The sequence below is a fragment of the Cupriavidus sp. UME77 genome, from assembly GCF_014170355.1.
GTDB classification, from domain to species: Bacteria; Pseudomonadota; Gammaproteobacteria; order Burkholderiales; family Burkholderiaceae; genus Cupriavidus; species Cupriavidus basilensis.
This window is the reverse complement of sequence record NZ_LZZU01000007.1, coordinates 53,568-78,913: the sequence shown is the minus strand read 5'-3', so window position 1 is coordinate 78,913 and position 25,346 is coordinate 53,568. Positions and strand designations below refer to the sequence as shown.

The 25,346-nt window shown below is 66.4% G+C and carries 25 protein-coding genes and 1 pseudogene; 6 read left to right on the top strand and 20 right to left on the bottom strand.

Annotated features, from left to right (window positions below; all coding sequences use genetic code 11):
* Positions 1 to 8: 8 nt before the first annotated feature.
* Positions 9 to 1,277 carry an MFS transporter gene (locus tag A9975_RS03510; protein ID WP_183031415.1) on the bottom strand — a complete coding sequence of 423 codons (1,269 nt, stop codon included), beginning with the start codon at positions 1,275 to 1,277 and terminating at the stop codon, positions 9 to 11.
* Positions 1,278 to 1,523: 246 nt separating this feature from the next.
* Positions 1,524 to 2,744 (bottom strand): alanine--glyoxylate aminotransferase family protein, encoded by a 1,221-nt coding sequence (locus A9975_RS03505; RefSeq protein ID WP_183031414.1) that lies wholly within the window; start codon positions 2,742 to 2,744, stop codon positions 1,524 to 1,526.
* A gap of 170 nt (positions 2,745 to 2,914) precedes the next feature.
* On the opposite strand from A9975_RS03505, the gene A9975_RS03500 reads away from it, so the two are divergent.
* Both A9975_RS03500 and A9975_RS03495 read left to right on the top strand, forming a co-directional pair.
* On the top strand, positions 2,915 to 3,640 hold the full coding sequence (locus A9975_RS03500; RefSeq protein ID WP_183031413.1) for a GntR family transcriptional regulator: 726 nt from the start codon (positions 2,915 to 2,917) through the stop codon (positions 3,638 to 3,640).
* Positions 3,641 to 3,725: 85 nt separating this feature from the next.
* Entirely contained in the window at positions 3,726 to 3,944 is a 219-nt protein-coding gene (locus A9975_RS03495) for a DUF2188 domain-containing protein (protein WP_183031412.1), read from the top strand.
* A gap of 68 nt (positions 3,945 to 4,012) precedes the next feature.
* On the opposite strand, the gene A9975_RS03490 is transcribed toward A9975_RS03495, so the two are convergent.
* Positions 4,013 to 4,294, bottom strand: a complete 282-nt coding sequence (locus tag A9975_RS03490; RefSeq protein ID WP_183031456.1) for a XapX domain-containing protein — start codon at positions 4,292 to 4,294, stop codon at positions 4,013 to 4,015.
* Between the two features lie 131 nt (positions 4,295 to 4,425).
* Here A9975_RS03490 and A9975_RS03485 point away from each other — a divergent pair, with 131 nt between their 5' ends.
* Entirely contained in the window at positions 4,426 to 5,190 is a 765-nt protein-coding gene (locus A9975_RS03485; protein WP_183031411.1) for an SDR family oxidoreductase, read from the top strand.
* A gap of 110 nt (positions 5,191 to 5,300) precedes the next feature.
* On the opposite strand, the gene A9975_RS03480 is transcribed toward A9975_RS03485, so the two are convergent.
* Entirely contained in the window at positions 5,301 to 6,008 is a 708-nt protein-coding gene (locus A9975_RS03480; protein WP_183031410.1) for a hypothetical protein, read from the bottom strand.
* 235 nt (positions 6,009 to 6,243) lie between these two features.
* On the opposite strand from A9975_RS03480, the gene A9975_RS03475 reads away from it, so the two are divergent.
* Positions 6,244 to 6,561, top strand: coding sequence for a high-potential iron-sulfur protein (locus tag A9975_RS03475; RefSeq protein ID WP_183031409.1), 318 nt, complete (start codon positions 6,244 to 6,246; stop codon positions 6,559 to 6,561).
* A gap of 18 nt (positions 6,562 to 6,579) precedes the next feature.
* On the opposite strand, the gene A9975_RS03470 is transcribed toward A9975_RS03475, so the two are convergent.
* The 12 genes from A9975_RS03470 to gtdA form a co-directional block, all read right to left on the bottom strand.
* The gene (locus tag A9975_RS03470; protein WP_183031408.1) at positions 6,580 to 6,993 is read right to left on the bottom strand and encodes a Na+/H+ antiporter subunit G; all 414 of its coding nucleotides are present in this window, start codon (positions 6,991 to 6,993) and stop codon (positions 6,580 to 6,582) included.
* 18 nt (positions 6,994 to 7,011) lie between these two features.
* Complete coding sequence (locus A9975_RS03465) at positions 7,012 to 7,287, bottom strand: K+/H+ antiporter subunit F (protein ID WP_183031407.1); 276 nt, start codon at positions 7,285 to 7,287, stop codon at positions 7,012 to 7,014.
* The gene (locus A9975_RS03460) at positions 7,272 to 7,775 is read right to left on the bottom strand and encodes a Na+/H+ antiporter subunit E (RefSeq protein WP_183031406.1); all 504 of its coding nucleotides are present in this window, start codon (positions 7,773 to 7,775) and stop codon (positions 7,272 to 7,274) included. The genes A9975_RS03465 and A9975_RS03460 overlap by 16 nt, the downstream gene beginning before the upstream one ends.
* Before the next feature lie 4 nt (positions 7,776 to 7,779).
* On the bottom strand, positions 7,780 to 9,312 hold the full coding sequence (locus A9975_RS03455) for a monovalent cation/H+ antiporter subunit D (RefSeq protein WP_183031405.1): 1,533 nt from the start codon (positions 9,310 to 9,312) through the stop codon (positions 7,780 to 7,782).
* Positions 9,309 to 9,704 (bottom strand): Na+/H+ antiporter subunit C, encoded by a 396-nt coding sequence (locus tag A9975_RS03450; RefSeq protein WP_220810615.1) that lies wholly within the window; start codon positions 9,702 to 9,704, stop codon positions 9,309 to 9,311. The genes A9975_RS03455 and A9975_RS03450 overlap by 4 nt, the downstream gene beginning before the upstream one ends.
* Positions 9,704 to 12,529 (bottom strand): monovalent cation/H+ antiporter subunit A, encoded by a 2,826-nt coding sequence (locus tag A9975_RS03445; protein WP_183031404.1) that lies wholly within the window; start codon positions 12,527 to 12,529, stop codon positions 9,704 to 9,706. The genes A9975_RS03450 and A9975_RS03445 overlap by 1 nt, the downstream gene beginning before the upstream one ends.
* Before the next feature lie 404 nt (positions 12,530 to 12,933).
* Positions 12,934 to 14,784, bottom strand: coding sequence for an OPT/YSL family transporter (locus tag A9975_RS03440; RefSeq protein ID WP_255503041.1), 1,851 nt, complete (start codon positions 14,782 to 14,784; stop codon positions 12,934 to 12,936).
* Positions 14,785 to 15,090: 306 nt separating this feature from the next.
* Complete coding sequence (locus tag A9975_RS03435; protein WP_370563803.1) at positions 15,091 to 16,434, bottom strand: MFS transporter; 1,344 nt, start codon at positions 16,432 to 16,434, stop codon at positions 15,091 to 15,093.
* 134 nt (positions 16,435 to 16,568) lie between these two features.
* Positions 16,569 to 17,777 (bottom strand): 3-hydroxybenzoate 6-monooxygenase, encoded by a 1,209-nt coding sequence (locus A9975_RS03430; protein ID WP_183031402.1) that lies wholly within the window; start codon positions 17,775 to 17,777, stop codon positions 16,569 to 16,571.
* Between the two features lie 73 nt (positions 17,778 to 17,850).
* Entirely contained in the window at positions 17,851 to 18,495 is a 645-nt protein-coding gene (maiA, locus tag A9975_RS03425) for a maleylacetoacetate isomerase (protein ID WP_183031401.1), read from the bottom strand.
* A 49-nt stretch (positions 18,496 to 18,544) separates the two neighbouring features.
* The gene (locus A9975_RS03420) at positions 18,545 to 19,243 is read right to left on the bottom strand and encodes a fumarylacetoacetate hydrolase family protein (RefSeq protein ID WP_183031400.1); all 699 of its coding nucleotides are present in this window, start codon (positions 19,241 to 19,243) and stop codon (positions 18,545 to 18,547) included.
* Positions 19,244 to 19,298: 55 nt separating this feature from the next.
* Positions 19,299 to 20,360 (bottom strand): gentisate 1,2-dioxygenase, encoded by a 1,062-nt coding sequence (gene gtdA, locus A9975_RS03415; protein WP_183031399.1) that lies wholly within the window; start codon positions 20,358 to 20,360, stop codon positions 19,299 to 19,301.
* Between the two features lie 157 nt (positions 20,361 to 20,517).
* Here gtdA and A9975_RS03410 point away from each other — a divergent pair, with 157 nt between their 5' ends.
* On the top strand, positions 20,518 to 21,462 hold the full coding sequence (locus A9975_RS03410) for a LysR substrate-binding domain-containing protein (protein WP_150984633.1): 945 nt from the start codon (positions 20,518 to 20,520) through the stop codon (positions 21,460 to 21,462).
* Between the two features lie 20 nt (positions 21,463 to 21,482).
* Here the strand turns inward: A9975_RS03410 and A9975_RS37930 are convergent.
* Positions 21,483 to 21,827, bottom strand: a pseudogene (locus tag A9975_RS37930) (ATP-binding cassette domain-containing protein); the annotation flags it as partial.
* Here A9975_RS37930 and A9975_RS37925 point away from each other — a divergent pair.
* Positions 21,789 to 22,235 carry a hypothetical protein gene (locus A9975_RS37925; protein WP_255503050.1) on the top strand — a complete coding sequence of 149 codons (447 nt, stop codon included), beginning with the start codon at positions 21,789 to 21,791 and terminating at the stop codon, positions 22,233 to 22,235. The pseudogene A9975_RS37930 and the gene A9975_RS37925 overlap by 39 nt on opposite strands.
* A 56-nt stretch (positions 22,236 to 22,291) precedes the next feature.
* Here the strand turns inward: A9975_RS37925 and A9975_RS03400 are convergent, their stop codons facing one another.
* The 3 genes from A9975_RS03400 to A9975_RS03390 all read right to left on the bottom strand — a co-directional run bounded on the left by A9975_RS03400 (position 22,292) and on the right by A9975_RS03390 (position 25,341).
* Positions 22,292 to 23,716 (bottom strand): DHA2 family efflux MFS transporter permease subunit, encoded by a 1,425-nt coding sequence (locus A9975_RS03400; RefSeq protein ID WP_183031397.1) that lies wholly within the window; start codon positions 23,714 to 23,716, stop codon positions 22,292 to 22,294.
* A 152-nt stretch (positions 23,717 to 23,868) separates the two neighbouring features.
* Positions 23,869 to 24,819 carry a cation diffusion facilitator family transporter gene (locus A9975_RS03395; RefSeq protein WP_183031396.1) on the bottom strand — a complete coding sequence of 317 codons (951 nt, stop codon included), beginning with the start codon at positions 24,817 to 24,819 and terminating at the stop codon, positions 23,869 to 23,871.
* A 57-nt stretch (positions 24,820 to 24,876) separates the two neighbouring features.
* A complete protein-coding gene (locus A9975_RS03390; protein WP_183031395.1) occupies positions 24,877 to 25,341 on the bottom strand; it encodes a DUF6691 family protein in 465 nt (154 codons plus the stop codon).
* Between the last annotated feature and the right edge of the window lie 5 nt (positions 25,342 to 25,346).

Here is a 25,346-nt window from a genome sequence, read left to right as displayed (position 1 = left end):
TGCGTGGCTCAGGCGCGCAACGGCTTCGCGGCATCCGCGGGCTCGGCTTCGAACTTGCTCTCCGGCTGCATGCGCAAGGCCAGGATCACGCCGATGCCCATCAGCACCATGCTGCCGATAAAGGGCAGCTCCCAGCTGCCGAAGCGGTCGATCAGGTAGCCCGAGAGCACCGGCGAGATGATCGCGGCCAGCGCCGAGCCCGAATTCATCATCCCGCTCGCGGTGCCGGAATGCTCCGGCGCGATGTCCATGGGAATCGCCCACATCGGCCCGATCGTCATCTCGGCAAAGAAGAAGCCGGCGGCCAGGCAAGCCATCGAGACATAGAGGTTGTGCGTAAACAGCAGGGGAAGCAGCGACAACATGGTCAGCAGCATGCAGACCGCCACCATCCCGCTGCGCGCGCGCTTCAGGCTGCCGGTGCGGTCGTAGAGCTTGTCGGTGACGATGCCGCCCAGGGTGTCGCCGATCACGCCGGCAAAGAATACGGCGGAGGCAAAGATGGCGGACTTCTTCAGGTCCAGGTTGTAGCTATGCAGGAAGTACTGCGGAATCCAGCTCAGGAACAACCACAGGGTCCAGCCGTAGCAGAAGTAGACGATGGTCACGGGGGCCATGCGCTTGAACAAGCGGCGCCAGGGCACGCTGGCAGCCTTCTTCCTGGGGGTGGGCAGCGTCTCGAGTTCTGCCGGGGTCATGCGGGGATGGTCCTTCGGATGCTCGGTGAAGGTCACCGCCCACAGCGCCACCCAGACCAGGCTGATCGCGCCGCAGATATAGAACGACTCGCGCCAGCCGTAGACCGCCATGATGGCGACGACCGCGGCCGGGGCCACGGCGTTGCCGACCCGGGCGCAGGCATGGGTGATGCCCTGCGCGAAGCCGCGCTTTTCCTTGGGCACCCAGCGTGCCATGGCGGCGGTGGCAGCAGGAAAGGTAGCGCCCTCGCCCAGGCCCAGCAGCAAGCGCGCGGCGAGCAGGGAAACCAGCCCGCCGGCAAAGCCCGTGAGCAACGTGGCGACGGCCCACAGCACGCCGCAGACCATCAGGGTGCGCTTGGCGCCGAACCGGTCGCTCACCCAGCCGCCGATGATCTGGAACACCAGGTAGGGATAGGCAAAGGCCGAGAACACCAGGCCGATCTCGGTCTTGCTGAGGTTGAACTCCTGGCCAAAGCCGGCCGCGGCTGTGCTTACATTGACGCGGTCCAGGTAGGTGATGAAATACATGATGCATAGCATCCCCAGCACGACGCTGGTTGCACGCAGGCGCTTCATGGTTTGTCTCCATTGTGTTGTTCCTGCCCGCCCGGCGGGGCGCCGGGGCCAGGGCAAATTCATCGCGGCCGGCTCTATGGCCGGTTCCCGCTACTGCACACAGGCGTTGGCATGGCTGCCGAACGGCAAAAATGGGCAACACCTCTGCCTGGCCTCACCCCAGGGGGCAAGCCATGCCTGCTTGCACTTGCTCGATTGTTACTGCGTTGCGCGGTTCAGCAAGGCCGCCCGGCCTCCCGCGCTGGCTTATGCCGCGGCCTTCAGCACCGGCCCATCCGCATGCGATGCCAGGTACTCCATCGCCGCGACGACGCCGCTGTCCGCCACCGGCACGCCGGCGAGCTTCAGCCCCATCTCGCAGCCGGACAGCGTGGCCATCAGCGTGAGGTCGTTGCAGTCGCCGAGATGCCCGATGCGGAACATCTTGCCGCGTATCTTGCCCAGCGCCTGCCCCAGCGACATGTCGAAGCGTTCATAGATGCGCTTGCGCACGTCGTCGGCATCCACGCCGTCGGGCATCATCACGCCCGTCAGCACGGGGCTGTACACGGAGGCATCCGCGCACTGGATCTCCAGGCCCCAGGCCCGCACCGCGCGGCGGGTGGCTTCGGCCAGCCGCTGGTGCCGCGCGAAGACGTTGTCCAGGCCCTCCTCCAGGATCATGTCCAGCGCCTCGGACAGGCCGTAGAGCAGATTGGTGTTCGGCGTGTACGGCCAGTAGCCGTTCTTGTTGGCTCCGATGATCTCGTCCCAGGCCCAGAACGCGCGCGGCAGCTTTGCCCCCTTGCTGGCCGCGATGGCCTTGGGCGACAACGCATTGAAGCTGATCCCCGGCGGCAGCATCAGACCCTTCTGCGAGCCCGATACCGTCACGTCCACGCCCCACTCGTCATGGCGGTAGTCGGCCGAGGCGAGGCCGGAGATGGTGTCCACCAGCAGCAGCGCCGGGTGGCCGGCCGCGTCGATAGCGCGGCGCACCGCGGCGATGTCGGAGGTCACGCCGGTCGAGGTCTCGTTGTGCACCACGCACACCGCCCGGATGGCGTGCGCGCTGTCGGCGCGCAGGCGGGCTTCGATCATGTCGGCTTGCACGCCACGGCGCCAGCCCTCGATGCCGGGCAGCCCGAGGAATTCCGGCTTCAAGCCGAGCGCTTCCGCCATCTTTTTCCACAGCGTGGCGAAGTGACCCGTCTCGAACATCAGCACCGTGTCGCCCGGGCTCAGCGTGTTGGTCAGCGCGGCCTCCCAGGCGCCGGTGCCAGAGGCCGGATAGATGATGACCGGCTGCTCGGTCTTGAAGATCTTCTTGATATCCACCAGCACCTTGCGGCCCAGCGCGCCGAACTCCGGGCCGCGATGATCGATGGTCGGGTAGCTCATGGCTCGCAGGATCCGGTCGGGCACGGGGCTCGGGCCGGGGATCTGCAGGAAGTGGCGGCCGGCGGGGTGGAAGTCGAGTTTGATCATGGGTTGCCTCTCCTTTGTGAATTATGCATTTTGCATTCAAAATACTTTAGCAGACGAAACGCACCACCTCCAAGCGCTGTTTTGGCCTGAATAGCGGGTGTTTACCCCGAATTTGGGCGACTGCCAGGAGATGCAGTAGAATGCGAAAAACGCAAAGATAAGGACTTTGAATGCAGAATCCATCTGGCAGCGACCTCACACACCCTGCCGCGGTCCTCCCCAAGGTCGAGCGCCAGCGGCTGCACGACACGGTGGTCGACCACCTGCGCAAGTTCATCGTGGAAGGCGTGCTGTCCCCGGGCATGAAGCTCAACGAACGTGAGCTATGTGAAACGCTGGGCATCTCCCGCACGCCGCTGCGCGAGGCGTTCAAGGTGCTGGCGGCGGAGGGGCTGATCGAGATCTCGCCCAACCGGGGCGCCAGCGTCTCGCGCATGACGGAGGCCGAAGTCTGGGAGACGTTTGAGCTGATGAGCGGTCTGGAAGCCTTCTCGGGCGAGCTGGCTTGCGAGCGCATCACGCCGGCCGAGCTGGCCGAGATCAAGGCGCTGCATTATTCGATGCTGGCCTGCCGCGTGCAGAACGACCTGCCGGGCTACTACAGCCGCAACCAGGAAATCCACGACCGCATCAACGAGGCGGCGCGCAACACCGCGCTGCGCCAGACCTACCAGGGCATCAACCGCCGCCTGAAGGCGCTGCGCTTTCGCTCCAACCACCAGACGGACAAGTGGGACCGCGCCGTGCATGATCACGAAGACATGATCAAGGCACTGGAGGCCCGTGACGGCAAGCTGCTGGGCGCCATCCTCAAGCGCCACCTGCTGGAAAAGCGCGACGCCATCATGCAAATCCATCCGGATCCGGTCGGCGACCCGCCCGCCCACAACGATTAAAGTCAGACGGTCTCCGATAGCGATGTGCTGGCACTGGACCAGAATGGAGTCAGCCGCTATCAGCTAGAAGCCACAGGAGATCGTCATGACAGCCCATAACATCCACGTTTTGCCGCATGGTTCCGGATGGGACGTGATCCAGGAGGGCGCGCGCTATGCCAACTCCCATCACGCGTCGCAGGAAGACGCCGTGGAGGCGGGCACGCGCGACGCCCAGCGCGAGCACGTCGAGTTGTTGATCCACGGACTGGACGGACAAATCCGTACCCGCAGCAGCTTCGGGCATGAGCCTCGCTCGATATAGCGCTGAAGATGGGCAAGCCGGGGCATAAGTCGAGGTCCTGGCGCCATGCCCCCCGCGTGGGCCGGTACCTACGTGCCGTTCTTGTCCCCCGTGCTTGCCACCGTTGCCGCCGCGCCCTGTGCCGGCGCAGGCGGCGCACCACTGATCTTGGGCACGCACTCGGAGCGGAACCACGCAACGGTGATCGGCTCGCCGGCCATCAAGCGCTTCGCGGTAGGCACCACCTGCTCCCCGATCAGCATCCCCAGCAGCCCGATCAAGGCAATGGCGGGCGGGGCCGGCGAGCGGACCTGCAACAGCGCATAGATGATGCCAACCAGAATCCCCGCGCCGAACGAAACAAGAAACAGCGCGTCATGCGCTTGCGTGAATTTTGTGATCCGGCCCTGTTGGAAATCGCTTTTAGCAACCATACTCGCTTAACCAGGCGCCATCAGGCGGAGCCGTCCGCATGCGCCTAACGGGAGCAGGGAGAACCGCCATGGAACGCTTGGCCGGAAAGGTCGCGATCGTCACCGGTGCCAGCGGCGGCATCGGATTCGCTACGGCAAAGCTGTTTGCCGCCCAGGGCGCCAAGGTTGTCATCGGCGCGCGGCGCCAGGCCGAACTGGACGAACTGGCCACGCAGATCCGCGCGGCCGGTGGCGACGCCATTGCGTTGGCTGGCGATGTGCGAGCGGAGGACTATGCCAAGGCGCTGGTCGCGCTGGCGGTCGAGCGCTACGGCAGGCTGGATGTCGCGTTCAACAACGCGGGCACGCTGGGCGAATCCGGCCCCAGCACCAGTGTTTCCGAAGCCGGCTGGAATGACGCCATCGCGATCAACCTGACGGGCTCCTTCCTCGGCGCCAAGCATCAGATCGCGCAAATGCTCAAGAACGGCGGCGGCTCGGTCATCTTCACCTCGACGTTCGTCGGCTACAGCTTTGCATTCCCCGGTGTGGCAGCCTACGCGGCAAGCAAATCGGGCCTGATCGGCCTGACCCAGGCGCTGGCCGCCGAGTTCGGGCCGCAAGGGGTGCGTGTCAATGCGATATTGCCCGGCGCGGTGGACACCGACATGTACCGCAGCATGAACAGCACGGCGGAGTCCCAGTCCTTTATCACCAACCTCCACGCCCTGAAGCGCGTGGCCAGCGCGGACGAACTGGCCAGATCGGTGCTGTACCTGGCATCCGACGATTCCGCCTTCGTGACCGGAACCGCGTCCCTGGTGGATGGTGGCGCATCGATCACCCGCACCTGAGCGAAAGCCACCAATAGGAGGCCACCTGGTAGCCCAGCACGTGGTGGACCGGTCGCCGCTGCCTGCTGGGCAAGCTGGAGGCCAGCAGCCGGCATGCTGACCGACGCCGATCAACCCGCCGAACTGGCGGGAAGCACCGAAACACGGACGCTGGTAATGCCCAGCGGCTCGCGCCCGGCAGCATCCGCTGCGACCGTCCACGCGTTCAGCGTCTCGGCGACCGACTGCAACAGCGCCGCCCCCGTAGTGGACGCCTGGTCCAGCCCCAGCAACACCTCGAACGACGCGCTGCGCTCGCCCGCCACCTGCAGCCGCGCATCCAGGTCGCCCAGCAAGGCGTAGACGGCATTGGCCAGCAGTTGCACAAAGCCGCGCTGCAGGCCAAGCGGCTGGTACTGCGGGCGAATCCACGACTCGACCAGCGTGACGAAGATCACGCCGGTTTCGTCGGCATTGATCTCGAACGCGCAGTACCCGACCGGGTCCAGGTCCCGCGCGAGGATCAGGCGGTAGAACAGGACCTGGCCGCAAACCTCATCGGTGTCCATGTCCATCTCGAATGCCTGGCCCGGCTCCCAGTCCTCGCTGTCGAGGACTTCGCCAACTGTCGACTCGTCGCCGGCGTGCGCCTCGAGCTGGCTGCGCAGCGCAGCGAGCACCTCATCGCGCCCCGGCGCTTCCGGCGGCTCCGTATAGATGGCAAACCGCTCTGCCTCGCCCGCCTCGGCAAAGGCTGTGCCCATCAAGGGCGCGAGCTGCAAAGGCAGCGGCTCCTGCAGGACTTGGCGGAGAGTGTCGGTATTGGTGGACGCGGTCATGGGCTTGATTGGGCTTGATGAGAGCTTAAGGGCTTGGGATTGAATGCGCGCCAGCGGCGCAGGCACAAAAAAAGTTAGCGCCGAGTTTGCCACAGATATGGCACGGCGATGCGCTCGGATGGGTTGGCGCCGCATCAACCCGCAACCAGCCAGCATCGCCTGTGCCACAATCGCCCCGCCGGATGCCGAAACACCCCGCACAATATCCGCCGGCCCACAGAAAGAAGGAAGCCCCATGTCCTCCCGCCGTCAATTCATGAAAACAATGCCGGTGGCGGTTGTCGCAAGCCTTGCCGCCGTCCCGGCCTGGCGTGGCGCTTACGCCGCCGCGCCCACGCTCGACGAGGCCGACCCGAAGGCGGTCAAGCTGGGCTACAAGGCGGATACCCGCAAGGTGGACCAGGCGAAATATCCCGGGCATGCCGCCAGCCAGACCTGCGCCAACTGCCAGCTGTTCCAGGAGGGCGCCAACCCGGCAACGGGCGGCTGCGTGCTGTTTGGCGACAAGCAGGTCGCTGCCGCCGGGTGGTGCAGTTCGTGGGAACAGGGATAACGACCGAAGGCTGCAGGCTCAGTTGCCCCGAGCGTCCCGGGGCAAAGCGGGCTGCGCGCCCTGCGCCGGCCCTTCGCTGCGCTCCCGGTCCTGCGCATCCCACAATCGCCCGCGCGTGCGCGGGTCCACCGGCAGGCGCTGCTGCATGGCCGCCTTGGCCAGCATATGGGCGCTGATCGGCGCGGTAAGAAACAGGAAGGCAGTCACCAGCAACGCATTCAGGCTCAGGCCGTCGCCTTGGTTGCTGAAGAACACCACCGACGCCAGCACCACGCCGCCAACGCCAAGCGTGGTCGACTTGGTCGGGCCGTGCAGGCGCATGAAGAAGTCAGGCAGCCGGACGAGGCCGATGGCGCCGACCAGGGTGAAGACGCTGCCGATCAGCAGCAGCGCGCAGGTGGCGATTTCCGCGAAGGGGCTAATCGAGTCCATTGGGTCTCCCGGTGCACGTTACTTGAGTTCGATGATGTCGCCGCGCTGCAGGTACTTGGTCAGCGCGACGGTGCCAACGAAGCCCATCACCGCGATCAGCAGCGCAATCTCGAAGAACAGCGCCGAGCGCAGCCAGATGCCGAACACCATGATCAGCGCGATGGCATTGATATTGAGCGTATCGAGCGCCACGATGCGGTCGGGCAGGCCCGGGCCGCGCACCAGGCGGATAAAGGTCAGCAGGCAGGCAACTCCGAGGATCGCCAGCGAAATCGGCATCACGACGGCAAGCATTCGAATATCTCCCTTAGCGGTGTCTCGTAGCGCCTCTTGACCAGCGCGATCAGGCCGGCCTCATCGTCGAGATCCAGCACATGCACCAGCAGGCGGCGGCGGTCGTCGCTGAGTTCGGCGCACAAGGTGCCAGGGCTGAGCGACACGATGCTGATCAGCGCGGACAGCGCCAGCTCGTGCTCGACATCGATCGGCACCTGGATAAAGGCCGGGCGCAGCCGGGACACCGGCCCCAGCACCAGGATGGCCACTTCCACATTGGCCACCACGATGTCGATGAGCACATGCACGAACAAGCGCAGCATCAGGTCGGGACGAGACACCCGCACCGGCCGCAGCCAGAGCCGTGCTCCGATCCGCAGCGAAAATGCCCAGCCGAGGAAGGCACCCAGCGCCAGGTTGCCTGGCGATGCGCTATTGGTCAGCAGCAGCCAGATAACCAGCAGCGCCAGGCTGAGCCAAGGATGCGGGAACAAGCGTTTCCACATGGTGTCAGCCTCCCCCGGGCGGCAGCACCGCGCGCAGGTACGCGCCACGGTCGAACAACTGGGCGGACGTGTCGGCAAGATACTGGCTCAGCGGACGTGCGCACACGACCAGCGCCAAGCTGCAGGCCAGCAGGAACGCGCAGCAGCCCAGCTTCCAGCCGTCGGGCGCAATGCGCTGGCAGGCGCCATGGCGCTCCGGATCGTGATCCTGAGGCAAGCGCCACAACAGGCGCGTGCCCGTGCGGCTGACCGCGATCAGCAACGCCAGGCTGGACAGCAGGATGCAAGGCCACAACACGGCCGCCGCCGGCAGCGAGGCGCTGCGCATGACCATGACCTTGCCGATGAAGCCGGATAGCGGCGGCAAGCCGATTGCCGCCACCGCCGCGACCAGGAACAGCAAGCCGGCCAGCCGCGAGCCACGGACCACCGCCACCGGCTCACGCGCCGGGGCGGCAGGCAGCGCCGGCTCCAGCGCGTCCGCCAGCAGGAACAGTGCCGCCGTGCACAGCGTGGTGCTGAGCAGGTAATACAGCGCGCCCGCCCAGCTCTGCGCTGTCTGCATCGACACGCTGGCCGCCAGCAGCCCTACCGATGCCAGCACAAGGTAGCAGGTCAGCGATTTGAGGTTCGGGGCGGCCAGCGCGCCCAGGGCGCCGAACGCCATGGTGGCAAGGGCCAGCCACCACACCCAGTCATGCAGGAACACCCCCAGCATGCCATCCGGGGCATCGAAAACCAGCGCGGCGCAGCGCAGGATGGCATAGATGCCCACCTTGGTCATGATGGCAAACAGCGCCGCGGCCGAGCCCGTGGCGCTGGCGTAGGCCTTGGGCAGCCAGAAAACCATGGGAAACAGCGCGGCCTTGAGCGCGAAAACCAGCATCAGCATGACACCCGCCGCCGTGGCCAGCGGCACATCGGCCGGCGCCAACCCGGCCAGCCGCACGCCCATATGCGCCAGGTTGAGCGTGCCGCTCAGCCCGTACAGCACGCCGATCGCGATCAGGAAGAAAGCGGATCCGGCCAGGTTCAGCACCACGTAGTGCAGGCCGGCGCCGATGCGTGCCCGCCCGCCACCGTGCAGCAGCAAGGCATAGGAGGCGATCAGCAGGATCTCGAAGAAGACGAAGAGATTGAACAGGTCGCCGGCCAGGAAGGCGCCGTTCAGCCCCATCAGCTGGAACTGGAACAACGCATGGAAATGCCGTCCGAGGCGCGCATCGCCCCGGCCCGCCGCAACCACGGCGGCCGCGCCCAGCACCGCGGTCAGCAACAGCATCAGGGCACCCAGCCGGTCGAGCTGGAGCACGATGCCAAACGGCGCTGGCCAGTTCCCGATGTGATCGACCATGATGGCGCCGGTGGCCGCCACGCTGACCATGCACGCCGCGACCGGCAGCAACAGCAGCGTGACCGCGGTGCTCAGCACGCGCTGGACCCGTGCCCAGCGCGCCGGCGCGGCCACCAGCAGGCCGCCGGCAAACATCGGCAGCAGGATGGGCAGGAGGATCGACAGTTGGAGGCTGTGGGTCATTGGCCGCCCGCCCTGTCGGTACCGGGGGGGCCGGAGGTGCCAGCCGCCGGCGGCTCACCCTGCGCCGGGCCCGCCTCCCTGCCGTCCACATGATCGCTGCCCGTGATGCCGAGCGAGCGCAAGGCCAGAACCACCGCGAATGCCGTCATGGCAAAGCCGATGACGATGGCCGTCAGCACGAGGCCCTGCGGCAGCGGATCGGCATACTGCGCGCCCGTGGCAATGATCGGCGGGCGCCCGGTGGCGAGCCGCCCCATCCCCAGCAGGAACAGGCTCACGGCGTACGAGATCAGCGCCAGCCCCACCACCACGGCAAACGTGCGCGCCCGCAGCAGCAGGTAGATGCCGCAGGCCATCAGGATGCCGACCGTGCCGGCGTAGACGGCTTCCATCAGTCCCCCTCCTTCGCGTTGACATTGCCATTGACATTGGCGATGACGTTGACGCGCTTGTCGCGCACGCCGAGGTGGGACACGATCAGCAAGGTCGTGCCCACCACCGTGAAATAAACGCCAAGGTCAAACATCATGGCTGTCGCCAGTTCGACTTCTCCCAGCAACGGTATGTGGAAATGACCAAAGGCCGTGGTCAGGAACGGGAAACCAAACGCCCAGCTCCCCAAGCCGGTCAGCCCCGCCACCAGGATGCCGCCACCGGCCAGCGCGCGATAGTTCAGCGCGATGCGCGCCTGCGTCCACAGCACGCCGCTGGCCACGTACTGCAGCAACAAGGCCACCGCCGTGATCAGCGCGGCGATAAAGCCGCCGCCCGGCAGGTTGTGCCCGCGCAGCAGCACGAAGACCGCGACCAGCATGGTCAGCGGCAACATCAGCCGGGCCAGGATGGCGAGCAGCAAGGGATGGCTCTGGCTTGACCATGGCAGCCCGTTGGGCCCCGCTGGCGGCGCTGTCAGGCGCATGCCCTTGAGCAGCGCCTGCACCGCCAGGCCGGCGACCAGCAGCACGCAGATCTCGCCCATCGTATCGAAACCGCGGAAGTCCACCAGGATCACGTTGACCACATTATGGCCACCGCCGCCTTCCACGCTGTTGGCCAGGAAGAACGAGGAGATCGAGTCGTAAGGCCGGGTCATCACCGCGTAGGCCAGGATGGCCAGTAACGTGCCGCCGCCCAGCGCCAGGCAGCCGTCGCGCACATGCCGGCCCACCGAGGACGAATCCGGCCGGTCGACGGGCAGGAAATACAAGGCCAGCACCAGCAGCAGGATCGTGACGACCTCGACCGAGACCTGCGTCAGCGCCAGGTCCGGCGCCGAGAAGCGCGTAAACAGCAGCGCCACCAGCAAACCGCACGCGCTCAGCAGCACAAGCGCGTTCAGCCGTTGCCGGTGGGCAATCACAACGCCGATCGCCGACAGCCCCAGCAAACCCATTCCAGACACCGTCATGACGTCGAGCGGGATCGCCGGCACCGGGCCAGCCAGCGTGTCCAGGTCGGACAGGAAGACGGCGGGAATCAGCAGCATGGCGGCCAGCATCCACGCCAGGTAGCCTTGCAGCGAGCCGGTCTCGAATGCGCCGGTGATGCGCCCGGCCATCCGCGCCAGGCTGTCGATGCCAGCCTCGAACGCATCACGCGCATTCAGATGGGCAAAACGCGCTTGCGTCCGATGAAAAGCGTTGCGCCGCAAGAAGAACAGCACGCCGCCGCAGCCCATCGAGACCAGGCTCATCACCAGGGGCAGATTGACGCCATGCCACAGGCTGAGGCTGTATTGCGGCAGCGGCCCGCCCAGCGTGGCCAGGGCGGCAGTTGCCAGCAAGGGCCCCACCGTATACGCCGGGAACAGCCCGACCACGAGGCAGATGGCAACCAGCACCTCCACCGGGATCTTCATGGAGCGCGGCGGCTCGTGCGGCGGATAGTTCGGCAGGTCGTCCGGCTCGCCGCCAAAGAACACGCCGTAGATAAAGCGCAGCGAGTACGCGACCGTCAGCGCCCCGGCAAAGGTCGCCGCCGCCGGGATGATCCAGTTGAAATCCCCCAGCAGGCCCTGTGCGAGCGTCTCGCCGAAGAACATCTCCTTGCTCAGGAAGCCGTTGAACAGGGGCACGCCCGCCATCGAGAGCGACGCCACGATGGCCAGCAACGCGGTGTGCGGCATATAGCGGCGCAGGCCCCGCAGCCGTTGCAGGTCGCGCGTGCCGGTCTCATGGTCGATGATGCCCGCCGCCATGAACAGCGACGCCTTGAACACCGCATGGTTGATGATGTGGAACAGCGCGGCCACCGTGCTCAGCTGCGTGTCCAGGCCGAACAGCAGCGTGATCAGGCCAAGATGGCTGATGGTGGAATACGCCAGCAGGCCTTTGAGGTCCCGTTGCAGCAAGGCCATGCCCGCGCCAAACACCAGCGTGGCAAGGCCGGTGAGGCTGACCATGTAGAACCACCAGTTGGTGCCGTCCAGCACCGGATACAGCCGCGCCAGCAGGAAGACACCGGCCTTGACCATCGTGGCGGAATGCAGGTAGGCGGACACCGGCGTGGGCGCCGCCATCGCGTGCGGCAGCCAGAAACTGAAGGGAAACTGCGCGGACTTGGTGAACGCCGCCAGCAAGATCAAGCTCAGCATCATCGGATACAGCGGGTGGCGCTGCACGGTGCCGGCCTGGGCCAGCACCACGGAGAGCTCCATGCTGCCGCAGATATGCCCGAGCAACAGCACGCCGGCCAGCAACGCCAGCCCGCCCCCGCCGGTCACCGTCAGCGCCATGCGCGCGCCCTTGCGCGCATCGGAGCGATAGGACCAGAAGCCGATCAGCAGGAACGACACGATGCTGGTCATCTCCCAGAACACCGCCAGCAGCAGCAGGTTGCCGGACAGCACCACGCCCAGCATCGCCGCCATGAACAGCAGCAGCAGGGAGAAAAAACGTACGGTGGATTCGCTGCGCGGCAGGTAGTAGCGCGCATAAAGGATGACCAGCAACCCGATGCCCAGCACCAGCAGCACAAACACGTAGGCCAGGCCGTCCAGCCGCAGGCTCAGGCTTAGCCCGATGTCCTCGAGCCAGGGCTGGCGCCAGGCAATGGTGCGGCCCTCGAACACCGCGCTGCGCACGCTGAGCAGCAAGCCAAGGCCAAGCAACGGCGTGCCCACCACGATGGGCGTGACCAGAAAGCGTACGTGACGCCGCACCGGCAGCAACGGCAACGCTGCCAGCAAGGGAAGCGCGATCAACCAGGCCATCACCATCGGCGGGCTCCGCAGACGCGCCGAGTGCTGCCGGCGACGGGCGCATCAATGAGGTTGAGGGGGGTGTCGAGGGCGTTCAATGTGTCGGCGTCCTGGGAAGCTCCGTGGCGTTCATGGGCGGGCTTGGGCCTCGTGGAATGGCGCCTCTGCCTCAGGCAGGTTGACGACAACACCGGCACATCCGATTTCGCGATGAGGGCGGTGGCGACTGAGCCGGGCGTGCCCACGCTGCCAGGTCTCCCCCAGCTGCCGCTGGCCTATTTTGCGCCACAACCACTCCCCTCCGGCGTGGCCGCTCCATCCCGGATAAAGAATTCAGATCTGTCTCAAAAGAATTGAACACGGGGCTGGGCTTCGCGCCAAATGGCAGCAACGGCACGCTGGTCATCGATTTCTCACATGCGCTAGCCCAAAGCCGTAAACAGCAGCCCCGCGATGCCAAGCCCGACCGCCGCCAGCGCATCCCCTGCGATCAGCCCGCCCCCCACCAGCGATGTCGTGCTCATGTCCTCGGGCAAGGCATCCGGCGCGCCCTCGGGATTGCGCAAGCGGTTGAGCACGCCGGCCACGACGCCGCCCAGCGCAAACCACGCCGAGGTGGGCAGGTTGACGAATCCGCCAAAGGACGAGGCATAGGGCGACGGCAGCACCACCGCATCCAGCAGGAAATCGGCAACGCTGCCACCTCTTCCCGCCCGGGCAAAGCACTGGTAGCGCGGCCACGACTTGACCAGGAGGCGCAGCGCCGCCGTGGCCAGACCAAGAGCCATGCCCAGCACAACCGCCGTGCGCTGGTGCGGCAAGTCGTTGGTCAGGCCGCGCAACGCGCCGACGATCTTGTAAGTCATGGCCGAAGCCCAGTGCTGAGGCTGCTCGGCGGCCGAGAGCACGGTCTGGTCGAGCGCCAGCGCCGGATAAGCCCGCATGAACAGCCTGGCGAACAACACGGCCAGCACCGCGCCGGCAACGATGCCCGCCACCTGGAAGCGAAACTGGACGGTGCGGTTGGTGCCGAGCCGCCAGCCTGTGGAGCGGTCTTGCTGCATGTCGCACGCCTGGCTGGTCGAGACCAGCAGCACCGTTGCCGCGATCAGCCCCACATTCGGGTCACGCAAACCCAGCGCGGCCATCAGGATCACGGACAGCACGAAGGCGGAAGAAATCGGGTTCTGGTCGACCATGCCCACCGAGATGCCGTTGACCATGGCGAACACGAACACCAGCAGCACCGCCAGCACCATGTAGCCCGCAGGCTGATGCAGCAGGCCCACGCCCACCGCCACCACCGCGAGTCCCCAGAACAGCACCCACACCACCATCCGCCACAGGCTGGCGCCACCTGCCCCCGCAGAGGGCTCGCGTCGTCTCCGGGCGGGCAACTGCCGGCCATGCCGATACACCTTGCGCAGGATCAGCGAGATATCGAGCAATGCGGCGCCCATGATCATGCCAAGCGCAATCAGGAAGGTGATCTTGCGAAAGGGGTCGCCCGGCGCCAGCCAGCCGATCGAGACAAAGAAGGGAATCAGCGCCTGGCCCGCCAGCCCGGCGACCAGCGCCGCCACGCCGATACGAGCCCCGACGATCATGCCCGCGCCAAAGGTGGACGCGGACAAATCGATGGCGGCAAGCCGCTCCACGCGGGCCGCACCAATGCCGCCGACGATGCCCAGCACCGTGCCGCCAGCCAGCCGCGACACCGACTGCCTGAGCAGCACCGGATCCGTCAGGGCGCGCAGGATATTGGCCACCGCCAGCCCGGAGGGAAAGGTGAGTTGCAGCCGGTCGACCAGGATTGGCGTGTACAACATGCCCACGCCCACGCCGAACATGCCCACGCAAAGCATGTACAGCATCAACTGCCAGATCGGCGGCTCGGGCAGGCCCATCCAGGTCATCGCCTGGATCACCACGGCCATGCCGCTCATGCCGGCGACCGATGCGGCAATGGTCTGGATATAGTTCGCGCCATGGCGGCCGTCCGCGCCATAGCCGTAGGTCACCGTGGAGCCGAGAATGCCCGCCAGCACCTGCCCGCCTACGAAGAAGCCGAGCGAGAAGTTCATGTACGCCGCGGCAATCCCGCCCAGCGGGCCGAGGACAAGGACCCCGATGGCGCCGAGCAGCGCATAGTACCTCCAGCCGCCCTGCTCTGGCAGCCACGCCCAGCGCCGGCCACTGGCGGCAGCGGCACCGAGCCTCCCGGCGTGTGCCGGCGAGGTAGCGTCTTGCGGTGGCCTGCCGACTGCCGTCATTGGCTTCCCCCATGCGGGCAAGCCGCATCGGTGGCGCTGAATCGAAGGAAAAGGAAAAAGGCGCGCGCGGCAAGGACAACGCCGCCGGCGCTGGGCAGATGCTACCGCAAGCGGCGCACCGCGGGCACGTCAAGACGCAGGAACGGCAAGGCGGTGGCACAAAAAAACCGGACACAAGGCGTGTCCGGTAACCCATTTGCTGACTCAGATCGTGTCACTAACCCGAGACATCAAATGATAACGATTATCATTTGAATATTCAAGGATGAAACACGCGCCAGGCCGCCGGAAGCCCTCAAGCAGGCCTCAAGCCGCCACCACCATGCGCCGTGCCTGGCCCGCGCGATGGCGTCCGAACCGGAGCATGGTGGCGCCAGCCATCACCGCCGGTATCCCCACCATCAGGAACAGCGCCGGCATGGTCAGGCCCATCGACAACATCGTGCCGCCCCCGACCGAGCCAACCACCGAGCCCATCCGCCCGACGCCATTGGCCCAGCTCACGCCGGTGGCGCGGCAATCGGTGGGATAGTAAGCCGCCGACAAGGCATTGGCGCCCACTTGCGAGCCAGAGATGCAGAAGCCAGCGGCGAATACCGCCACACCGGCCAGCCATGGCGCCGTGGTCAGGCTGCCGATGGCAGTGATGAACACACCTGCCAGCGCGTAGCTTGCGGCCAGCACATAGTGCGGGTTGGCCCGGTCCATCAGCCAGCCCAGCACGATGGCGCCAAGGGTGCCGCCCACCTGGAACATCATGGTGACAAGGGCCGCCGTCTTGAGCGAGATCCCGGTCGCCCGCAGCAACGTGGGCAGCCAGCTCGACAGCAGGTAGATCACCAGCAGGCTCATGAAGAAGGTCAGCCACAGCAGCAAGGTCCCGCGCACCAGTTCGGGCTTGAACAGGTGCGCAACCGGCGAGCCGGGCGCGCGCTTGTCCGCTACCACGATGCTGCCCGGTGCGACACGCTCGCGCGGCGCGATCCGCTCCAGGATGGCCGCCACCTTTTCCGGGTGCTTGCCGCTCAGCACCAGGTAGCGGACCGACTCAGGCAGCTTCCAGACCAGGAGCGGCAGCAGCAGCAACGGCAGCACACCGCCCAGCAGCAGCACGGCGCGCCAGCCGTGCTCTTCGATCAGGTTCGCCGAGGCCAGGCCGCCGAGCGCCGAGCCAATCGTGAAACCGCAGAACATGGTCGTGACCAGGAAGGAGCGGCGCTTGGCCGGGCAATACTCGGAGGTCAGCGTGATGGTATTGGGCATGGCGCCGCCCAGCCCCAGACCGGTCAGGAAACGCAGCGCCACCAGCCCCCACAGCGAGCCGGAGAAAGCGGAGGCGAGGCTGGCGATGCCAAAGAACAGCACGCAGAAGAGCAGCACGTTCTTGCGGCCAAAGCGGTCGGCTAGCGGGCCGAACAGGAATGCGCCAGTCATCAGGCCGGTGAGCCCGGCGCCAAACAACGGCGCCAGGTGCGCCGGCGTGAGCTGCCATTCGGCGCGGATCGCGGGTGCGATAAAGCCGATCGCGGCGGTATCAAACCCGTCGATGGCGACGATCAAGAAGCAAAGCGCGACGATCGTGACCTGGAAGGCCGATAGCGGCTGGCGATCGATGAACTCGGTGATGCCGATGGATGGTTGCGTGGGCACAGCGGTCTCCTGCATTGTGTTTCGAAGCGGCCGACTTGCGATCGGCTCGCCATTTTTTTGGCGGCTCTTTGGCTGCTCTTTGCATCTTTTGGACGCTTTGGGTCACTTCAGGCCACCTCGGGCCGGCGCGCCCCCTACCGTGCCCCGCCCAGGCAGTCTTCCGCGCGCCAGCCGTGCAGCCATTGCAGCGCGTCGTAGAACTGCTCCTGCGTGCGTCCGACCCACAGCGAATTGCGCACCAGCCGCTCCACGCCCTTGGCGTGATACAGCCGGCCCATCTCGCGGGCGGAGTACAGCACGCGCGCGGTGCGCGGGATGCGCGCCTTCTCGTACAGGGCAAAGGCCGCCACGAAGTCGCCGTCGGTCTCGGCCACGGCCGCGCCCAGTGTCACGGCGTCTTCCAGCGCCTGGCAGGCGCCCTGCGCGAGGTACTGCGTCATGGGGTGGGCGGCATCGCCCAGGATGGTGGCGCGGCCAAAGCTCCATTGCTCCACCGGGTCGCGGTCCGCGGTGGCCCAGCGCCGCCAGGAGGTGGGCCGGTCCAGCATCTGGTGCGGGCGGGCGTGGATGCCCTCGAAGTACGACAGCACTTCTTCCTTGCTGCCATCGCGCACGCCCCAGACTTCTTTCTCGCGGCTATGGAAGGTCACCACCAGGTTGTACTGCTCGCCGCCGCGCAGCGGGTAGTGCACCAGATGGCAGTTGGGGCCGGCCCACACTACCGGCGCATTGATCTGCAGGTCGGCCGGCATGTCGGCCACATCCACCACGGCGCGGTACACCACGTGGCCGGTCACGCGCGGTTCGTCGCCGAGCAAGGCCTGGCGCACGGCGGATTTCACGCCGTCGCAGCCGATCACGGCGTCGCCCTGGTGGCGTTCGCCATGCTGGTCGATCACGGTCACGCCGCGCTCGTCCTGCTCCAGCGCGCACACCGTGGTGGCGGTGCGGAACTGAATCAGCGGGTGATCCCGCACGGCTTCCAGGATGGACAGGTGGATGTCGGCGCGATGGATCACCGCATAGGGGTTGCCGAAGCGCTGGCGATAGCGCTCGCCGACATCCACCTTGGCGACTTCGGTGGCGTCGATCGCATCCATCATCACCAGGTAGTCGGTGAAAACGGAGCGCTTGCGCGCGGCTTCGCCCACGCCCAGGGCGTCCAGCGCGGCAAAGGCGTTGGCACCAAGCTGGATGCCGGCGCCGATTTCACCGATCTGGGCCGCCTGCTCCAGCAATTCAACGCGGATGCCCTGGCGGGCGAGCGCCAGCGCGGCGGCCAGGCCGCCGATGCCGCCGCCGACCACGATCACCTTGCGGTCCGTGCTGCGCGTATTGTTCATGTTCGTCTCCTTGGGTGCGCACCCGGTGGCCATCCGGCCCCGGGGTGCCCTGTCGCGTTGGTTAACGCGTTGGTTAGCGCGCCGTGTAGTCCGGCTGCCGCTGCGGTTCTGCCTGCTGGAAGGCGGGGTGCTCGCAGGCGTGGCGGTAGACCGCCATGGCGCGCTCGAAGTGTTCGGTACGGCAGCCCATGCGCTGCGCATTGGCGATCTGCGGCACCAGGCAGCAGTCGGCCAGCGTGGGCTGGTCGCCGAAACACCACGGGCCGTGCCCGTGCTGCGCGAGCAGCCGCTCCACCGCGCCCAGCCCTTCGTCCACCCAATGCTGGTACCAGGCGTCCTTTTGCTCCGGCGTCACGCCCAGCGTGTCCTGCAGGTAGCGCAGGATGCGCAGGTTGTTGACCGGATGGATATCGCAGGCAATCACATTGGCCAGCTCCAGCACCCGCGCGCGCAGCTCCGCCGCTTGCGGGATCAGCCGCGGCTCGGGATGGCGGGCGTCGAGGTAGTCGATGATCGCCATCGACTGGCCCAGGTGGAAGTCGCCGTCCACCAGCGCCGGCACCACCGCCGAGGGGTTGATGGCCGCCACATAGCCCGGGACGCGATGCTCGCCCACGCGGATATTGACCGGCTGGTAGTCGTACGGCAGGCCCTTGAGCGCCAGGGCGATGCGCACGCGGTACGACGTGGAGCTGTTGAAGAAACTATAGATCTGCACGGTGAAGCCCTCTTTCTCGAAATCTCGAAGTCCCGGAATCTCGACGCCGTCAGGCCACCCGCACCGACAGTTCGCCGAGGCGCTCCACGCCGGCAACCATCAGGTCACCCGGCTTGACGGCCCCGACGCCTTCCGGCGTACCGGTGTAGATCAGGTCGCCCGGTTCCAGGCGGAAGTACTTGGACAGGTCCGCCACGGTCTCGACCACCGACCAGATCAGGTGCGTGACGTCGCTGCGCTGCTTGTCGGCGCCGTTGACGGTCAGCCAGATCGCCGCCTGCTCGAAATGCCCAACATCGCTCGCCGGATGGATCGGGCCGATTGGCGCCGAGGCGTCGAAGGCCTTGCCGATTTCCCACGGGCGGCCCATCTCGCGCATCTTCATCTGCAGGTCGCGGCGGGTCATGTCCAGGCCCACGGCATAGCCCCAGACGTGCTCCAGCGCCTGTCCCAGCGGAATATCCGAGCCGCCCTTGCCGATGGCGACGACCAGCTCGGATTCATAGTGGTAGTTGCTGGTCTGGGCCGGGTACGCCAGCGTCAGGGTCTCGCCGTAGGCGACCGGGATCACGGCATCGGCCGGCTTGCAGAAGAAGAACGGCGGCTCGCGGTCCGGATCGAAGCCCATCTCGCGGGCATGCGCGGCGTAGTTGCGGCCCACGCAGTAGACGCGGCGCACGGGAAACTGGTCGCTGGTGCCAACGACCGGCACGGCCACGGCAGCGGGAGGGGTAATGACGAAAGACATGGAAGACCTCAGGCAAGAAAACGGGAAAAAGACAAAGAAACGGGACTGCGCCGGATCAGGTGCGCTCCTCGCGCAGCAGGTTGAGCGCGGACAGCACCGGGCGGTCGGAATAGCTGAACAGCACCGTGTCCTCGACCGAAGCCAGTTGCACCGGCTGCCAGGACGGCGCCACGAAGGTGTCGCGCGCCTCGAACTGGAACTGCGCCTCGCCGATGCGCACGGTGCCGCGCCCTTCCACCACGGAATAGATGGTGGCGTCGGTGCTGCGATACGTTTTTCCCTGAAAACCGGCAGGGAGGTATTGCATGAAGGTAGCCATGGTCGGCATCGGCCAGCCACCGGTGGCCGGGTTCACATAGCGCAGCTTCACGCCATCCCAGGCATCGAGCTCACCGTTGCGGTAGAGCTGGTCCAGCGCCTCGCGGCTGCGGGCATAGGGATAGCTGAAGATTGGCGAGGTGGGATCAGTGACGCGGTGGCGCACCGGCAGCATGTTGTGGCCGAAGCGGGCAAAACTGTCGCCTTCGGGACGCAGCACCGGCTGCGAGGCTTCGGGGTAGTTTTCCGCAAAGCCGGCATCCAGGTGCTGCAGCAGCGGGATATCCAGCCCGTCGAGCCAGACCACCGGCTCGCCACCCTGCGCCACGGACGGGTTGCCGTGGTCATGCCAGGTCCACGACGGCGTGATGATGAAATCGCCGGGATGCATGGTGGTGCGCTCGCCGTTGACGGCGGTCCAGGCGCCACGGCCTTCCACGATAAAGCGCAGCGCGGACTGGGTATGGCGATGGCTGGGGGCAATCTCGCCGGGCAGGATCAGTTGCAAGCCGGCGTACAGCGTGGAGGTGATGCTGGACTTGCCGGGCAGGCCGGGATTTTCCAGCACCAGGACGCGGCGCACGACCTCTTCCGCGCTGATGACCTCGCCCGCCTGCATCACCAGCGGTCGGATCTCGGCGTATTTCCAGATCGCCGGCTGCGCTTGCGGACGAGGCTCGCGCGGGACCAGCGCGTGCAGCGATTCCCACAGGGGCGCCATCTGGTTGCGGCCGATGCGGCTGTAATAGGCTGAACGGTCTGAAGCTGAACGGTCGGTGCTCTTCTTTGCGTCTGGCATGGCCTTGTCTCCGATTCATCGCCCGGTCGGGGCGCTGGGCAGCCGCTGTGGGCTGCGGGGTGCGATGGAAGATTTATACGCCCCGAGATATACCCTGTAAAATGAAGTATTCCTCTTATCCATATGGATATGGATATACCTCAAAGGGAATACCCTGATGGATTGGACCCAGCGGCTCCGGCTGCGCAACCTGCAGATGCTGCTTAGCCTGGCGCAGACCGGAAACATGAGCCAGACAGCCGCCGCGCTCAGCACCACGCAGCCCGCCTTGTCGAAATGGCTCAAGGAACTCGAAGACGACATCGGGCTGCCGCTGTTCGAGCGCCACGCGCGCGGCCTGCGCCCCACGCCCTATGGCGAATCGATGATTGCCCATGCCAGGCGCATCGAGGCGCACCTGGATACCGCGCGCGACGACATGCAGGCCATGCGCGAAGGCGGCAGCGGCCTGGTGGTGATCGGCGCCTCCGGCGCGTCGGCTGCCGATACCGTGCCGCTAGCCGTCACCTCGCTCTTGCAGCGCCTGCCGAAAGCCCATGTCCGGCTGGTGGAAAGCACCATGAACCTGCTGATGGCGCAGCTGGCCCGGGGCGAGGTCGATATCGTGGTGGGCCGCTCCGCGCCGGAACTGCAAGACGGGCAGATGCGCGCCGAGGCGCTCTACATGGAGCCGATCCACTTCGTCACGCGCCCGCGGCATCCGCTGTTTGAGCTGGCCGAACCGGGCTGGAGCGACCTGCAGGCATACCGGTGGATCGTGTGGCCACGCGGCACGCCCATCCGCAACACGCTGGAGTCGGCACTGAACGCGGCTGGCCAGGGCATGCCGGCCGATTGCGTGGAGTCGAACTCGGTCATCCTCAACCTGACCTTGCTCAACCACAGCAACATGATCGGCGTGGCCTCGCACCGGACCGCGCGGCGCCTGGAGCATCTTGGCGCACTGCGCATCCTGCCGCTGCGGCTGGCGGGCTTTGGCTCGGTATCCATGTACTGGCGCGACGACGGCTTTGGCCGTATCGCGGTCAGTGCCGCGCTGGATGCCCTGCGGCGCGCGGCGGTGCGCTCGGTCGATGAAATCCCCGACGACACGCACGGGTGACGCCAGCCCCCCCGCGCAGCTTACCCGCAAGCCGCCAGTTCCCAGTCCCCGCCTTGCCACGCCAGCATGTGGGTCAACCCAAGCGCGTCGAGGAAGCGCCGGTCGTGCGACGCCACCAGGATGGCGCCGGGATAGGCGCTCAAGGCCTGCTCCAGCGCACGCACCGAATCCAGGTCGAGGTGATTGGTAGGCTCGTCGAGCAAGAGCATTTGGGCAGGCTCCGCGGCCCATAGAGCGCAGGCAAGCGCCGCCTTCAGGCGCTCGCCCCCGCTCAATTTGCCGGAAGGCTGCCGCACCTGCGCCGCGCCCAGCCCGAGCAACGACAAATGACTGCGCAGCACCCCCTCTGGCAAGGGACTGCGAAGGTGCTCTGGTTTTCGCGTCAACAACGCTGGGAACCCTCGGCCGCCAACATGGAATGGAAACGCCACGATGTATTTCGCACGCAGGCGCAGGGGCGCACGCTCAACGGCCTTTACCGGTTCGGCTTGTCCCGTTCGGACAATCGGCTCCTGCCGTGGCCGACCATCACGCGGATCGCCGGAATCGAAGTGCCGGAGGCCCTGGCCATGGTTGCCAGCGGCATCCGCGCCGGGGCTAACCCGACCGACTGGCTCGGCACGATGTCCGCGATTGCGCTCTCGGAACTGCGCTTCCAGGCCTGGGACGGCACCGAATGGAAGGATGCGAGCCTGCATGAATATGAGCTCGCGGCACGGCACGGCGCGCGGGCGGGAAACTGGCCGCACCACCCGCGCGCCCTGGCTTCTTGACACGGCTTGATGCCGGGCAGCAGGCCGAGGTTGCCGTGCATATCGGAAGGAACCCGTCATCCGGCCGCCCGCCGGCTCGACAAATGCCGCCCCGCATCCGGCGCGAGCCGGACATACCCGATCAACGACACCAGCGTCAGCGCGCCCGCGAAGAGAAACGCCCAGCGAAAATCACCGAGCGTAAAGTGCGGCACCTCGCTGGCCTCGCCACGCAGCGACGCGGCAATCCTCAGCGACAGCGAGCCAAACGCAATGCCAAGGCCAATCGACATCTGCTGGGCAGCATTCCATAGCGTATTGGCGCTGCTCATCTGGTTTTGCGGGATATCGGCGTAGGCCAGCGTGGCGAGCGTGGAGAACTGCATCGAGCGCGTCACGCCGTAGATAAACACCACGAACAGCACGATGGCGAGCGGCGTCTCGGGCGTGAGCAACCCGCACGCGACGATGAACACGCTGGCGAAAGCCACGTCGACGATCGCGGTGGCGCGAAAACCGTAGTGTTGCAGCACGCGCGTGGTCAATGCCTTCATGCCGAGGTTGCCGAGCGCGCTGGCGAGCAGCAACAGCCCGGAGCGGAACGCGGACAGCCCGAAGCCAACCTGGAACAGCAGCGGCATCAGGTACGGCACCGCGCCGATGCCGATGCGGGTGACGGACCCGGTGATCACGGTGACCGAGAACGTCGGCACGCGCAGCGTCGTGAAATCGAGCAGCGGATGCTCGCGCCCCGCTGCATGGCGCACGGCGAGCACGCCCAGGACGAGGCCGGCGGCCACGAACGCGCCCGCCGTTGCCAGGCTGGAGCCTTGCTGGCTGGCCAGTTCCGTGCCATACAGCACGAAGGTGAGCGTGGTGCCGCTGAGCAGGAAGCCAACGACATCCAGCGGCTTGGGCTCGCTCGCGCGTTCGTTGCGGATCATCATGAAGGTGGCGATCAGCGCGGCGATGCCGAACGGCACGTTGAGCAGGAAGATCCAGCGCCAGGAGGCGTAGGTGGTGATGAACCCACCGATGGGCGGCCCCACCACAGGCGCCACGATGGCCGGCCAGGTGATGGTGGAAATGGCCTTGATCAACTGGCGCTTATCCGTGTTGCGCACCACGATCAGCCGCCCGACCGGCACCATCATCGCGCCGCCAATGCCCTGCAGCACGCGCGCCGCGGTGAACGCGAACAACCCGTTCGATGCGCCGCACAGCACCGAGGCCACCGTGAAAACAACGATCGCCCCGCCGAACACCGTCCTTGACCCGAAGCGATCAGCGATCCAGCCGCTGATCGGGATAAACACCGCCAGCGCCAGCATATAGGCCGTCATGCCCAGGCTCAGGTCATTCGGCCCGACCCCGAACGACTGCGCCATCTGTGGCAGCGCAGTGGCGAGCACGGTGGTATCGAGGTACTCCATGAAGAAGGTGGCCGCGACGAGATAGGGCAGGAATCTCATCGACGATGACTGGGTTTGCGTTTGGTCCATGGAGCGGCGGGTGCGGGGGGTGCGTGTCTGCGCGGCGAAGCGGGCGGACCGCTCTTTGCCACCGGGAAAGCCATTTCAAGCCAGGATGGCAATCATACCGGGCATCGGCAAAGGACGTTTCCCCCCGCCCCGCCCGCGCTTTGTTCAGTCCATCATGCCGCGCCTGCGCGCGCCGGGTCCTCCGCCTGGCGCTGCGGCACGGGCACCGGGTCGACATGGGTCATCACATTCAGCACGTCCTGAATCTGCATGGCGGCGAGGCGCGCCTCCACCGCAATACGGTGCCCTGCCTCGACCGTCATTGCGCCATCGATCTCCAGATGCACATCGACCAGGATCGCGTCGCCCATCTTGCGGGTCTTCAGGTCATGCAGGCCCAGCACGCCTGGCGTGGCAAGCATGGCCTGACGAATCGCCTCGATGCTCTGCGCGTCCACGGCACGGTCCATCAGGTCATGCAGGGCATCCCAGGAGAACTTCCAGCCCATCCGGGTCACCATCAGGCCGACCACCAGGGCGGCCACAGGGTCGAGCATGTGGTAGCCAAGCAGGTTGCCGCCGATGCCCACGGCGACCACCAGCGACGATGCCGCATCCGAGCGCGCATGCCATGCGTTGGCAACCAGCATGCTAGAGCGCACGCGCTCGGCCACCGCGAGCATGTAGCGGAACAACGATTCCTTTGCCGCCAGCGCGCCCAATGCCACCCACAGCGCGACGCCCTTGACCGGCTGGATCAACTCGGGATGCTCCAGCTTTTGCACGGCCGACCACAGCATGCCGACGCCGACCGCAAGCAGCAGCAGGCCGATCGCCAGCGAGGCGGCGGTCTCGAAACGCTGGTGGCCGTATTGGTGGTCGGCATCCGCGCCCTTGCGGCTATGGTGGCTGGCAAACAGCACCACAAAGTCCGAGACCAGGTCGGAGAGCGAGTGAATGGCATCCGCGATCAACGCCTGGGAGCCAGCCACCACGCCGGCCACCAGCTGCATGCAGGTCAGCAGGATATTCACGGCCACGCTCACCCAGGTGCTGCGCCGCGCCGCCTGGGCTCTGGCGGGCGTTTCTACTTCGGCCTCGTCGATGACCTCATCAGTTCGCATCGATGGATGACTCCTGTTGTCCGGTTAATGTCCGGTTCATGTCCGTTTAATGCCCAGTTAATGCCCAGTTAATGCCTTGCCGGCCAAAGCGCGGCCGCGCCCCAGCCATTCTAGCCACTCGAACAGCGCCATGCCGGCCAGCATGGCCAGCACAAAGACTGCGCCTTGCCATGCGCCCGCGCCCAGCAGTACCAGCGCGGGCCCCGGGCAGATCCCCGCCAGCCCCCAGCCCACGCCGAACAACAGGCTACCGCCAAGCAGGCGCCGGTCAATCCGGCGCGACGCCGGCAGTTGCATAGGCAAGCCCAGCAACGAGATGGCACGCCGCCGGGCGATGCCGAACGCCACCACGCCCACCGCGATGGCGCCGCCCATCACCAGCGCCAGCGAGGGATCCCAGCGCCCGGCAAGGTCAAGGAATCCGAGCACCTTGTCCGGATTGGCCATGCCGGCCAGGATCAGCCCGAGGCCAAACACCAGGCCAGAGGCCAGCGAGATCAACAAGGAAGAAAGGCGGTTCATATCGC